Source organism: Phenylobacterium aquaticum, from assembly GCF_022695515.1.
GTDB classification, from domain to species: domain Bacteria; phylum Pseudomonadota; class Alphaproteobacteria; order Caulobacterales; family Caulobacteraceae; genus Phenylobacterium; species Phenylobacterium aquaticum.
Window position 1 is genome coordinate 55,478 of record NZ_JALDPT010000011.1, and the last position, 11,938, is coordinate 67,415.

General features: G+C 66.1%; 14 protein-coding genes. 2 read left to right on the forward strand and 12 right to left on the reverse strand.

The features are described from left to right. Positions 1-370: 370 nt before the first annotated feature. Both MQH10_RS10080 and MQH10_RS10085 read left to right on the forward strand, forming a co-directional pair. Positions 371-832, forward strand: coding sequence for a helix-turn-helix domain-containing protein (locus MQH10_RS10080; RefSeq protein WP_242563926.1), 462 nt, complete (start codon positions 371-373; stop codon positions 830-832). A 3-nt stretch (positions 833-835) separates the two neighbouring features. Further along, the gene (locus MQH10_RS10085) at positions 836-1,426 is read left to right on the forward strand and encodes a PIN domain-containing protein (RefSeq protein ID WP_242563927.1); all 591 of its coding nucleotides are present in this window, start codon (positions 836-838) and stop codon (positions 1,424-1,426) included. Between the two features lie 125 nt (positions 1,427-1,551). Here MQH10_RS10085 and MQH10_RS10090 read toward each other — a convergent pair whose 3' ends face one another. From MQH10_RS10090 to MQH10_RS10145, 12 genes are all read right to left on the reverse strand, one after another. After that, positions 1,552-3,675 (reverse strand): discoidin domain-containing protein, encoded by a 2,124-nt coding sequence (locus MQH10_RS10090; RefSeq protein ID WP_242563928.1) that lies wholly within the window; start codon positions 3,673-3,675, stop codon positions 1,552-1,554. A gap of 263 nt (positions 3,676-3,938) precedes the next feature. Further along, on the reverse strand, positions 3,939-5,336 hold the full coding sequence (locus MQH10_RS10095; protein WP_242563929.1) for a Fic family protein: 1,398 nt from the start codon (positions 5,334-5,336) through the stop codon (positions 3,939-3,941). 406 nt (positions 5,337-5,742) lie between these two features. Then, positions 5,743-6,435, reverse strand: a complete 693-nt coding sequence (locus tag MQH10_RS10100; protein ID WP_242563930.1) for a sugar phosphate nucleotidyltransferase — start codon at positions 6,433-6,435, stop codon at positions 5,743-5,745. Next, positions 6,432-7,505 (reverse strand): GHMP family kinase ATP-binding protein, encoded by a 1,074-nt coding sequence (locus MQH10_RS10105; RefSeq protein WP_242563931.1) that lies wholly within the window; start codon positions 7,503-7,505, stop codon positions 6,432-6,434. The genes MQH10_RS10100 and MQH10_RS10105 overlap by 4 nt, the downstream gene beginning before the upstream one ends. An 8-nt stretch (positions 7,506-7,513) precedes the next feature. After that, complete coding sequence (locus MQH10_RS10110) at positions 7,514-8,083, reverse strand: phosphatase PAP2 family protein (protein ID WP_242563932.1); 570 nt, start codon at positions 8,081-8,083, stop codon at positions 7,514-7,516. After that, the gene (locus tag MQH10_RS10115; RefSeq protein ID WP_242563933.1) at positions 8,080-9,102 is read right to left on the reverse strand and encodes a GHMP family kinase ATP-binding protein; all 1,023 of its coding nucleotides are present in this window, start codon (positions 9,100-9,102) and stop codon (positions 8,080-8,082) included. The genes MQH10_RS10110 and MQH10_RS10115 overlap by 4 nt, the downstream gene beginning before the upstream one ends. A gap of 6 nt (positions 9,103-9,108) precedes the next feature. Further along, the gene (locus tag MQH10_RS10120; protein WP_242563934.1) at positions 9,109-9,291 is read right to left on the reverse strand and encodes a hypothetical protein; all 183 of its coding nucleotides are present in this window, start codon (positions 9,289-9,291) and stop codon (positions 9,109-9,111) included. After that, positions 9,261-9,752 carry a phosphoheptose isomerase family protein gene (locus MQH10_RS10125; RefSeq protein ID WP_242563935.1) on the reverse strand — a complete coding sequence of 164 codons (492 nt, stop codon included), beginning with the start codon at positions 9,750-9,752 and terminating at the stop codon, positions 9,261-9,263. Before MQH10_RS10125 ends, MQH10_RS10120 begins: the two co-directional genes overlap by 31 nt. Further along, complete coding sequence (locus tag MQH10_RS10130; protein WP_242563936.1) at positions 9,742-10,311, reverse strand: D-glycero-alpha-D-manno-heptose-1,7-bisphosphate 7-phosphatase; 570 nt, start codon at positions 10,309-10,311, stop codon at positions 9,742-9,744. The genes MQH10_RS10125 and MQH10_RS10130 overlap by 11 nt, the downstream gene beginning before the upstream one ends. Next, entirely contained in the window at positions 10,308-11,042 is a 735-nt protein-coding gene (locus tag MQH10_RS10135; RefSeq protein ID WP_242563937.1) for a nucleotidyltransferase family protein, read from the reverse strand. The genes MQH10_RS10130 and MQH10_RS10135 overlap by 4 nt, the downstream gene beginning before the upstream one ends. A gap of 18 nt (positions 11,043-11,060) precedes the next feature. Then, entirely contained in the window at positions 11,061-11,552 is a 492-nt protein-coding gene (locus MQH10_RS10140; RefSeq protein ID WP_242563938.1) for a transaldolase family protein, read from the reverse strand. Further along, the gene (locus tag MQH10_RS10145; RefSeq protein ID WP_242563939.1) at positions 11,453-11,809 is read right to left on the reverse strand and encodes a beta/alpha barrel domain-containing protein; all 357 of its coding nucleotides are present in this window, start codon (positions 11,807-11,809) and stop codon (positions 11,453-11,455) included. Before MQH10_RS10145 ends, MQH10_RS10140 begins: the two co-directional genes overlap by 100 nt. Positions 11,810-11,938: the final 129 nt, after the last annotated feature.

Consider the following 11,938-nt stretch of genomic DNA (forward strand, 5'->3'; position numbering starts at 1 on the left):
ACCCAGGGTGAAGCATAGACCCCGAGTACGACTTCAGGTCGCCTTAACGAGCCCACTCGGCGTGGCGACGCGGCGCCGTCTGTCATGATCGCCCCGATCATCTGGATGCCCGTAAGCGCAAAGATCGATCGACACGCCACAAGGCCGCACCTCCGCGCCACGGACGCGACCGAGCGATTGTCCGCAGGCCTAAAATGAAGACGGCAGGATCCGACGGGCGGCACGCGAGCTCAATGGGATCGGTCGAATTCGGCCGGGTCTTTCGAAGCCCTCGCGACTTGAGGCCCCCGGGAGCGTCTTTCGTTTATTTCGATAATTGCGTTTATTTCGAATATGGGCTATATAGCCCATCTAACCGGGAGCCATCTCAATGACCCTTCCATCGTTCGCCGAGGCGTTCGGCGATCGGTTGCCCTCCGCCGATGAACGGGCCGCGGCCAATCAACTGCGTCAAATTCTAGCCGCGCAATGCGCCCCGGCTACCGACCAACGGCTCCGCATCTTGGATGAAGAAAATAGGTCTGCGGAGATCGTTCTCACACCGGGCCTTTCTCATCTTCTGATGGAGTTATTGCGCCACGTCGGTCGGGGCGACGCGGTAACTCTCGTGCCTGTGAGCCAGATGCTCACAACGCAACAAGCGGCTGATATATTGAATGTTTCTCGCCCCCACCTCGTTTCCTTATTGGATCGAGGGCAAATCCAGCACGATCTGGTCGGGCGACATAGACGCATAAAGGCCGAGCATCTCTTCGATTATAAGAGAAGGCGGGACGCTCAGCGAGCCAAGTCCCTCGCCGACCTGGCGGAGTTGGACGCGGAGCATCTTTGAGGCGTGTTCGCGAACAGATTTACAGCCATCGTTGATGCTTGTTCGCTGGCGAACGCTCTGAGGCGGAACTTGCTTCTAACTTTAGCGGAGGCGGAATTCTTTCGCCTTCGCTGGTCTGCCCCCATCCTCGCGGAGACTGAACTCGCGATCGAGAAAATTCTCGCCAAGAAGGGCGTACTGGACGCCCCCGAACGCGCCAAGAAAGCCCGGGCGAGCATGGAGTCGGCATTCGAAGAGGCTTGCGTTGCTGACTTTGGCGCATTGCTCTCAATCTGCGTCGATCTACCCGACCCCAAAGATGCTCATGTCGTCGCAGCAGCTCTTAAAACGCAGGCCGCGTTGATCGTCACGGAAAACCTGAAGGACTTCCCCCAAAACCTGCTTAGTCCACTCAATATTGAGGCAAAGTCGGCGGATGCTTTCATTGCCGATACGCTGGCGCTCGACATCGGCCGCGGCGTCGCCGCCGTCAGGCGAATGCGGGAACGTTTTAAGAGACCTGAAATCACCGCCGAAAGCCTTCTCCTAGACATGGAGGCTCAGGGTTTGACCGCAACGGTCGATATTTTGCGACCCCACGTCCAATCGCTTTAGCCCCAAGCGCATGGACATGTCGGGTGACACCACAGGCGCAGCTGTGGCGAGCAAGCCCACCCGCCGATGCGCCTGTGACGCCTCGGGCCGCAACCTGCTTCTGTAACGCCCCTCGCGATACGAGATCACCTCGGGGGAGTTACGGTGACCACGGTGACCGAACTGGCCGGCAGGACCAACTCTCCGGTCCATCGATCAAGCCTACGGCGTTCCGGCGGCAGATCCCGCCCGGGATGGCTGGCGACCCCGTCGGAGATCCAGCTGTACTGGGCCGGCGAATACTGGACGACCTGCGCGGCGCCGTGGAGGGGCGCGGACGCGGCGGATCCCGGTCGGACGGCGCCGAGCGCGACCTGGGCGGGGGCTTCGGCGTCGCGATTGACGAGCAGCAGGCTCACCTTGCCGTCCGGCCGCACCAAGCCATAGGCGGTGACCGCCCCCTCCCCGCCCACGACCGTCGTGGCGTAGAGCCGATGGGGCCGCGCGCCCGCCTGCATCCAGTCGCCCGACAGCATGCGCGCGGTGAAGTAGGAGGGCATGGGGTCCTTGGCCTGACCGTCCGGATCGGCCTGGAACAGCATCATGTTGCCGAAGCCGGCGCAGGCCTGATGCTGGTTCATCGGCACATTGGGCGGATAGCCGAAGAGGTAGGCCGTCTGGCCGCCTTCGCTGAGGAATTGACCGACGATATCGGCCATCAGCAGCGCGCTGGGCATTTCCGACATCGCCCGACCGGAAAAGGCCGAGAAGCCGTATTCCGCGATCACCAGCGGCGGCTTGGCCGGGGCGGCGTCGGCGCGGAGCTGGGCGATCACCCGGCGCATCAGCCGGCTCTGGTCCCTAAGCTTGGCGGGGATGTCGCCGCAGATGTCGTCGAAGGGATAGTGCTCGAAGGACAGGAACTGCAGATCGTCCAGCCGGGCGCGGCTGCGCAGATAGGTCACGAACCGCCGTGTCCAGGAGGGCGTCTCGCCGGGCAGCATATAGGCCTCAGTGAAGCCGCTCTGCAGGCTGGGGCCGCCCAGCTCCAGGGCCGGATCAATGGCCCGGATCGCCTTGGCGACCTGCAGATAGAGGGCGCCATAGTCGCGCGGGTCGCCGTACTGGCCGTCCGGCTCCTCGCCCAGCTCGATCTGGCGGATGGGATAGCCGCGGCGCTTCAGGTAGCGGATCTCGGCGGCGGCGTTCTCGGGATTGTCGAACAGCACGCTGACCGGCGTCAGCATCGGCAGGCCGTTGGTCAGGCCGCTTGAGAACATGCGGTCGAAGCCGGTCTCTTCCAGGTCGACATCGCGGTCGATGGCCCGGTGCCAGGGATCGGTGGAGGACACGTGGGTCTGGGTCTGGCCGGTGTGGGACGGCGCGTGCCGGACAAGGTCGTGGAATTGGCCGTCGGCGCCCCACCGGCCCACGCCGACCTCCCGCACGGCATAGCCTAGGCGGTCGCGCACGTCGGTCGCCCCCGCCGGGGCGGTTCCCGAGGCCGCCTCCAGCAGCACGCGGACATAACGAACGGGCATGGTCGCCGGGCCCAGCTTCAGCCGCACGGTCCCGCCATGGCCATCGGTCACCGTCCCGTGCGGAAAGGTCACCCAGCGGCCGGTCGGGTCGTAGTCGTTGGCCCCGGTCCAGTACTGAACCTGGTAGCGCGTGGCATAGGGCTCGCCCCAGGCGATCTCAATCCCGTCGACGGGGGTCGTATCGTCGAGGGTGACCACGAGCCACTGCGGCCGGGCCTCGGCCTCGCCGGTATAGCTCAGATCCAGATAGGGATTGGATTTCCAGAAGGTCGCGAGGTCCCCGTCCGTCAGGCGGGAATAGTCATTGTTGTTGGCGTTATCGATCGTGTCGCCGCGCCGGGGCAGTTTGTAGCCCCAGGAGGTCAGGATCGGCTGGGTCTGGCGGTCGTCGCCCACCCAGTAGCCCTGGGCGTGGGCGGGATCGCTCCAGGTCCCCTCACCGCCCCAATGCCAGGCCTCGATGCCCAGCTCGGTCCTCAGTCGGTAGGTCAGGGGCTTGAGCCCGGCCGAGCGCATGCGGGCGACGTTGTGACCCGAAAACAGCCGGTCGATGTCGCCCCGCTGGGCGCCGTCGATCCCCGCCCCCATCGCCTTGTCCGGCGAGGTGGTGTTGCGCAGCGCCGCGGGGCGCAGGTCAATCGTCACCTTAACTGGCGTCTGCGCCGCCGCGGCGCCCGCCAGGCCTAGGGCCAGCAGCGGCGCGATCCACACCGCCGGGCGCTTGGACATGCATCGATCTGGGAGGGTCGTCATGCGGAAGGGTCCTCGGCGAGCCCGTGATCCGACCAGTCCCCTCTCAGGTCAAGGCGGCGCCGGCGCTCGACGCCTCGAAATACGCCGTCCATGAGGTCCCAGATGGTCTGGGATTTACCCGTGCTGGGCCGGAGGCTTCGGTCGATGAGCGTGGCGTTTTCGATTTGTGGCAAAGCGCACGGTTGGCGGCTCCGCCTGGAAGGCTTCATCCAGGAGCCAATCGATGGTCATGATCCGGCTCATGCCCCGCTTCTATCCGATCGCCGGAGCGCAAAAGCCACGGCCGACACCAAGTCATTCTCAGGGTGGAAGCCAACGTCATGGAGGTCGTGCAGGATGGCCTCGAAGTCGCGGTGACTGACCGGCACGGTTTCGCTCAATTGCGCCAGGCCTTCAATCTTCGCTGCTAGGTTCTCGATGGCGTGCTGGCGGTCGGCGACCTCCTCAGGACTCGGCATCTGAGCGCCTTCCCAGGCGGGTATGGCGGAATGGGCGCGCGTGTAAGCGCTAACTGCGCGTAGCGCATCGGCAGGTGCGACGATGAGTGAATAGCTCGTGCTGCGCCCCCCGCCAGCATCTTTGACGAAGATGCGTCGCCGAACGAGATCGTCAATGTCGCGCAGCGCGGTGTCGGTGGAGGTCTTTGCAATCTTGGCCCATTTCGACGTCGTCATCTTGCCCTCGAAACCGTCAAGGAGGCGGTTGATCACGACCGTCTGGCGTTCATTTAGGGGCTGGCCGGCCATGGCCTTCCAGAAGCGGGCTTTTCGCAGGACATTGGCGAGAAGCGCTTCGGCGCCATCGAAGGCGCGCTCTAAACATTCCAGGAACCATAGAAGCCACTTGGTGATATCGAGATCGCCCTTTTGGGTGGCTTCCAGCATGTCGTAATAGGCGTTCCGTTCGATCCGGATTTGACCCGACATGCTGTAAAACCGCTGTGAGCTTTGCTCCGAGCGGGCCAAGGCCAGGTCGGCGATGGCACGCGCGATCCGCCCGTTGCCATCATCGAACGGATGAATGGTGACGAACCACAGATGTGCGATCGCTGCCCGCATGATGGGGTCGATTGGCGTATCCCCAGCAAACCAGTCCAGGAAGGCGCGCATCTCATTAGCAAGCCGATCTGCGCTCGGCGCTTCATAGTGGACGCGCTCGCGGCCAATTGGGCCCGACACCACCTGCATGGGTCCTGAGGACGCGTCTCGCCAGGCGCCGACAATGATTTTCGACATCCCGCTGCGCCCGGTTGGAAACAGGGCTGCGTGCCAGGCGAAAAGCCTCTCATCCGTGAGGGGCGCTCGATAATTCTGCGTGGCGTCCAGCATCATTTCGACAACGCCTTCGACGTTGCGATCAGCAGGTGCGAGCGCGCCGATATCCATGCCGAGGCGGCGAGCGATTGAGGATCGAACCTGCTCCTTATCGAGGAGCTCGCCTTCAATCTCACTGGACTTGAGGACGTCCTCGGTGAGGGTTGCAAGAACGGCCTCTGCACGCTGTTGGAACCCGAGGGCTTCCATGCGGCCAAGCAGCTTACCTTGGCGCAAACGAACTCTGGCGAGGGGCTCTTGCAGGCGCTTCTGATCCCACCTCAGATTGGGCCAACCCTCTTGTTGGTAAATGTAGATCGTCACAATCGCCGCTCCTGATGCGGCGATTGTGACGAATATTCACCGCAAGGGCAAGGATATTTACCGCAATAAATGCGGTGAATAATCGCTCCATTCACCGCAGATCCCAAATCTCGCGACAGGACGCCGAGGGCTAGAGACGCCATGCGCCAAAGGCGAAGGTTCGGCAGAAATAGCCCGAGCCGGGCGTATCCAACGTCTCTCTCGACATTCCGACCCTACGTGCGCCCTCTAGTGGCGATCCGTCACGGGTAGGATCACGGCGCGTCCGAAACTGGGCTCATTGAACGCGGGTCCCGCGCGCGCCCTTACCTACCGCGGGATGTCCAACGCATTCAGGGAATTGTCCCACATCGAAGGGATTCGTGACTTTACGGGGCAATCGATCTGCCCGCGCGCCGTGTGCGGCTCAGCGCCGCAGCAGGTCCTGGGCGGCGGCGAAACTGTCCGGGACGCCGATGTCGATGAAGTCGCCGGCGAACACCTCACCCCCCAACCGCCCCCCCGCCGCGGCCTGCGGCAGGAGGTCGGCCTCCAGCGACCAGGCGCCGGTCCGGTCCGGCAGGGCCGCCTTTTCGATGCGATAGACCCCGCCATTGATCAGGCCGGGCGTCGCGGCGCCGGTGCGGGATTTAAAGGCCAGGACACGCCCCGCCTCCAGCACGGCCGTCTCATAACGGTCGGCGTGCGTGATCTGGCGCAGGGCCATGACGACGGGGGTGTCGGCGCGATCGGCCAGAGCCCGCCAGTCGAAGTCGAACCAGGTGTCGCCATTGGCGAGCAGGAAGGCGTCGTCCAGCCGGTCAAGGGCCTGGATCAGGGCGCCGCCCGTTCCCAGGGGTTGGGGCTCGACGATCACCTCGATCGAGAGGCCAAGCCGCTCGGCGACGCGGTCACGGGCGAGCCAGGTCTCCAGCACCTCGGCGCGGAACCCCGCCAGCAGCAGCACCTGGCGAAAGCCGTGCCCGGCGGCCTTGGCCAGCAGGTGTTCGAGGAACGGCTTGCCGGCGACCTCCAGCATCGGCTTCGGCGTCTGGGCGGTCAGGTCGCCGAGCCGGGTTCCGAGGCCGCCGACCAGCAGCACGCACTGGGTGACGCTCACCGGGGAACCGTCCAGGCCTCGGCGCCGTCGAAGGTGAGCTTGACCGAACTGGCCTGGCCGCCCTCGGCGTTCAGGGCCTGGATCAGCCGATAGCGGTTTTCGGGATCGGTGCAGAACATCAGGAAGCCGCCGCCGCCGGCGCCGGACACCTTGCCGCCCCAGGCGCCCTTGGCCATGGCGATCTCGAACAGGCGGTCGACGCAGTCGGTGGCGATGCCCTTGGCGGTCTTCTTCTTGGCGACCCAGGAGCGCTGCAGGATCTCCGCCACCTCGCGGGTGCGCCCGCGCAGAATGGCTTCCTTCATGGCCCCGGCGTCCGCCTTGAGGCGGTGCATGTTTTCGACCGTCTCTGGGTTCATGGTCACCAGACCGTCGATCTGTTCCTGGATGATGGTGTCCGACCGGCGCGACTGGCCGGAGAAGCAGATCACCAGCGAACTCTCGAACTCGTTGAGATGGGCCCGAGGCGCGCGAAGGGGGTTCACCAGGGCCCGCTCACCGGGCAGGAATTCGATATAGTTGAAGCCCCCGAAGGCGGCCGCGTACTGATCCTGACGCCCGCCGGCCAGGCCCAGGGTGACGCGCTCGATCTCAAAGGCGAGGCGAGCCACCTCGTAGGGACCCAGAGGCAGGTCGAGCGCCACGCGGAAGGCCTCGATCAGAGCCACGACCAGGGCCGAGGACGAGCCCAGACCGGAGCCCGCGGGCGCATCGATGGTGGTCGAGACGATCAGCGGCGGCGCCTGGCCGTCGAGATAGGTCTCCACCACATGGCGATAGACCGCCTTGTGCAGGATCAGCCCCGCATCGAGGCGCACCTCGTCGAACCGGTCATAGGTCTCCTCGCCGCCGATATCGCTGGCGCGGAAACCGATCCGCCCCTGCGGATGGCGTACAAGGTGGGCGAACGCGAAGCGGTCGATGGTGGCGTTGAGCACGGCGCCGCCGAACTGGTCGCAATAGGGCGACAGGTCGGTGCCGCCGCCGGCCAGGCCCAGGCGCAACGGCGCGCGGGCGCGAACGTCGAACTGGCGGGCGTCGAGCAGTCGGGCGTCGGGACCGGGGCTCATCAGGGTGCTCACAGGAACATCGTGCTGGAGATGCGCACGCCGGAGATCAGGGCGAAGACGCCGACCACGACCATGCCGGCCAGCAAGACAGGCGCCCCATCGCCGCGGGGATGATCGCGGCGACGGCGCACCTGGTCGAACACCAGGACGAACAGACCGGCGACGGCTACGCCTGCCGCGACATCCGCGACCGTGTGGGTGTGCAGCGTGACCCGGGTGACCAGCACGGCCGCCAGAGCCAGGACCGAGAAGAGCACGCCCGCGATCGCCGCGACGCCCCGGCACGTCCCCGCAAACAGGACGATCGCCGCGCCATAGACCATGGTCGCCAGGGCCGCGTGTCCGCTGGGCGCGCCGCTCGACAACTGGAACAGCGACAGCCCGTCCGGATAGGGAAACATCTGGGCGGCGCCGAACTTCAGCACGGTGTCGACAACAACCGCGCCCATGAAGCAGACCGCAAAGCTCATCGCCATGAGCCGGTCGAGCTTGGCCCAGCACCAGCCGAAGACCACGGCGGCGACCGCCGTGGCGGGAAAGAGATCGCCGAGATCGGTGATCAGGCGGGCGGGGCTCATGCGGCGGTCATCATCTCGGTCCGCGCGCCCAGGACCTGGGCCCCGGCGCGGTCGATCCGGTAGTTGAGCCGGGGCATGTTCTGGCTGGCCATATAGGCCTCGAGCTTCGTCCCGTCGCTGGGGTCGAACAGCATCAGGAAGCCGCCGCCGCCGGCGCCGATCACCTTGCCGCCCAGGACGCCGTAGTTGGCGCGCACATGATCATAGAGCTGGTCGATGTGCGGCCAGCTGATCTTGGACGACATCTTCTTCTTCGAGACCCAGTGCTCGTGGAGCATATGGCCCCAGCCCTCCAGGTCGCCGGCCACCCAGGCGTCACGGATCCGGTAGCCCAGGGTCTTGATCGCCCCCAGGCTTTCGGCGACCGCGTCGCGCGATCCGGACGGATCCGACAGCATGGCGCTGTTCTGGTCGTTGAGGATCACGGCGGCGTCCCGGCGCAGGCCGGTGTAGTAGATGTGGGTGTGGCGGACGAAGGCGGCCTCGAGGTCAGGGGCGAGCTTCACCGCCTCGACCTTGACCGTGCCGTCCGGCGCGATGTCGAGGGTCGTCAGACCGCCGAAGGCGGCCATGTACTGGTCCTGCTTGCCGATGCCCTTGGCCAACGTCTCGATCTCGATGCGGCAGGCTTCTTCGGCCAGGGCCTGGCGGTCCGGTGTCTGGCCCTTGAGCGCGTGCAGCGCGTTGAGGAACCCCACCAGGAAGCAGCTCGACGAGCCCAGGCCCGTGCCGCCGGCGATGTCGCCGATGGAGGCGGCCTCGAAGCGGTCCTCGAAGCCGTGCGCCAGAAGCGCGGCGCGGACCAGCTCATGCTTCAGGTCGGCCGCGCGCTCGCACGTCTCGGCCTCGGGGCCGTGCAGCACCACCCCGCTCTGGAAGGCCGGCCGGTGGGCGGCGATGTGGATATACTTGTCCAGGCCCATGGCGAAGATGAAGCCGCCGCCATGGCGGTAATAGCTTTCCAGATCCGTGCCGCCCCCGCCCAGGGTCACGCGCAGCGGGGTGCGGGTGGAGATCATGGGCCCCTACTCCGCCGCGACCGATGCGGCAGGATCGCCGGGCGCCGTCTTGGTCCCGGCGGCCAGCTGTTCCCAGTGGCCCTTGTTCATGGCGAGCTTCGGGTGCGAGACCAGGCCGTGCCAGACCACCGCCGCCAGGCCCTCGACCAGGGGAGTGATCAGTTCGGCGTCGACGGTGGGAATGACCACACAGGCGTCAGCGGCCTCGGCCGTATAGCCGCCGCTGCGGCCGACGATGCCGGTGACCGTGGCGCCGCGGCCTTGGCGAGCTGGATGGCGCGGACGATATTGGCCGAGACCGGCGGCGAGACGCTGCCGCCGCCCACCGAGAAGATCAAGAGGCCGTCGGCGGCGCGCAGGCGGCTGCCTTCCAGCCAGGCCGAGAAGCTGCCTTCCCACCCCTCGTCATTGATCCGGGCGGTGAGCTCGGAGACATTGTCGGTCGGGCAATAGGCCTCGAAGCCGCAGATCTTGCGGAAATCATTGGTCGCGTGGCTGGCGTGGCCGGCGCTGCCGCCGACCCCGATCAGGAACAGCCGGCCTTCGCGATCGCGCACCTTGGCGAGCGCCTCGGCCATGGCCTCGACGGCGTTGGGGTCGATAGCGGCCAGGGCGCGCTGGGCGGCGTCGAAGAAGTGTTCAGTAAACACGGGCGGTGTCCATTCGTGAGGCTGGGGCGCAGGTCTTGGCGATAGCAGGGATTGCTTGCGACAAGCTTTCGAGGGTGCAGGTCGCGCCGGCGCGGGCGCCGGAATTGTAGGGTCGGGCGATGAGGACGGTGGCGCAGCCGGCCGCCTGTCCGCAGGCGATGTCGCGATCCTGGTCGCCGATCATCCAGGAGCGCGACAGGTCGATCCCGTGCCGGGCGGCGAGATCCAGGAGGAGGCCCGGCCGGGGCTTGCGACAGGCGCAGGCGTCGGCGTTGTCGTGCCGGCAGGCGGCGACCTCGTCCACGGCGAGGGTGGCGGTCAGCTTGGCGTGAATGGCGTCGAGCGCGGCGTCGGTCATCAGGCCGCGGCGGACATCCGGCTGATTGGTGACCACGAACAGGGAAAAGCCCATCTCGCGGAAGGCGGCGAGCGCGGCCGGGGCGTCGGCGACGATCACCAGCTCGTTCGGTGTGCGCGGCGAGGCCGGCTTGCCATCGCGCGTGACAATCTCGTTCAGGACCCCGTCGCGGTCCAGGAAGATGGCGGGGCGCAGGCTCATGCCGCGGCCAGCCGGCCTTCGGCCAAGAGCTTCTGGCCGGCGGCGTAGCTCTCGGGCGTATCGAGGCCCAGGCAATAGCCCTGAGCGTCCAGCACATGGCCGCGCAAGGGGCGATGTCCGGCCAGCATGGCGGGGAACACGTCGCGGCCAAAATCGGCGAAGGCGCCTTGGGGGATCAGGTCCAGAATCGCGGGCTCAACGGCATAGACCCCGGCATTGACCAGGCTGGAGAGCGCGCCGGCGTTGACGCCCTCCACGAACTCGGTGATGGCGCCCTCAGCGTCGATGCGAACCCGACCGCCGGCGATCCCGGTGTTGAAGTGCCGCTCCTGGTCGAACAGGGCGACGGTCGCCTCCGCGCCCGCGCCGCGGTGGGCGGCCAGCAGGGCGGCGAGGTCGAAGCGCACGACGCTGTCGCCATAGACGACCAGCATGGTCTCGGTGAGCGCCTCGGCGATATTGCCAAGCGCGCCGGCGGTGCCCAGCAGCTCCGGCTCATAGACATAGCGGATGCGCAGGCGGAACGCCGCGCCGTCGCCGATCTCCTCGCGGATCATCTGGGCGCCGTAGTGCAGATTGATCCACACCTCGGTGACGCCCGACGCCGCCAGCCAGCGCAGATTATGCGCCAGGATCGATCGGTCGCCGAACCGCAGCAGGGGCTTGGGCTTGTCGCCCGCCACGCCGCGGATCCGGCTCCCGAGGCCGGCGGCCAGGACCAGAGCTTTCATCTTGCGCGCCGATCCGTCTTACAGGCTGTAGCCGGCCGCCTTGGCGTCCGTGTCGAACATCGCCACGGTCTCCAGAGAGAGCTCGGCCAGGTCCTTACCGGCCAGATCCAGCTTCTTCAGAATATCCGAGGTCGCGGTGATGATCTGGCAGCCGCACTCGCGGGCCTGATGGACGTTGAGCACTTCGCGGGTCGAGGCCCAGAGCACTTCCGCCAGCGGACGGCGGGCGGCCATGGCGACGGCGGCGCGCATGATCGGCATCGGGTCGATCCCGGTGTCGGCGATGCGGCCGGCGAAGATCGAGATGACCGCGGGGGTCTTGGGGTCGAGCGCCTCGACCGTGCCGGCCACCTGCTCCAGGGTCAGGATCGCGGTGACGTTCAGCTTCACGCCCTTGCGCGACAGCGTCTTCACCAGGGGCAGGCTCGACTGGCCGCGCGTATTGGTGATCGGGATCTTGATATAGACGTTCGGGCCCCAGGCGGCGATCCGCTCGGCCTGGCGCTGCATTTCCGGAACTCGTCGGCGATAACCTCGAAGGAGATCGGCATGTCCGGAACCATGGCGATCAGTTCGCGGGCGTAGGACTCATAGTCCGTCACGCCTGCCCGACGCATCAGGCTGGGATTGGTCGTGAAGCCGGACACCACGCCGTCCGCATAGAGCTTGGCGAAGTCCGACAGCGCCGCGCCGTCGCCATAGAGTTTGATTTCGCCCCGGGCCGGGACGGGTGTCGCGTCGTTCGCGATTTCTAGCCGTTGGAACATCTTAACCCCGATTAACTTAGCTTCATGCTATGTCATTCGAGTGTAGCAATGCTTACGCCAACAGTAGTTTCAGCAAAAATCAAAGTTATCAAAGTATTACTTTGCCTACCAGAACGCGAAAATATGGCG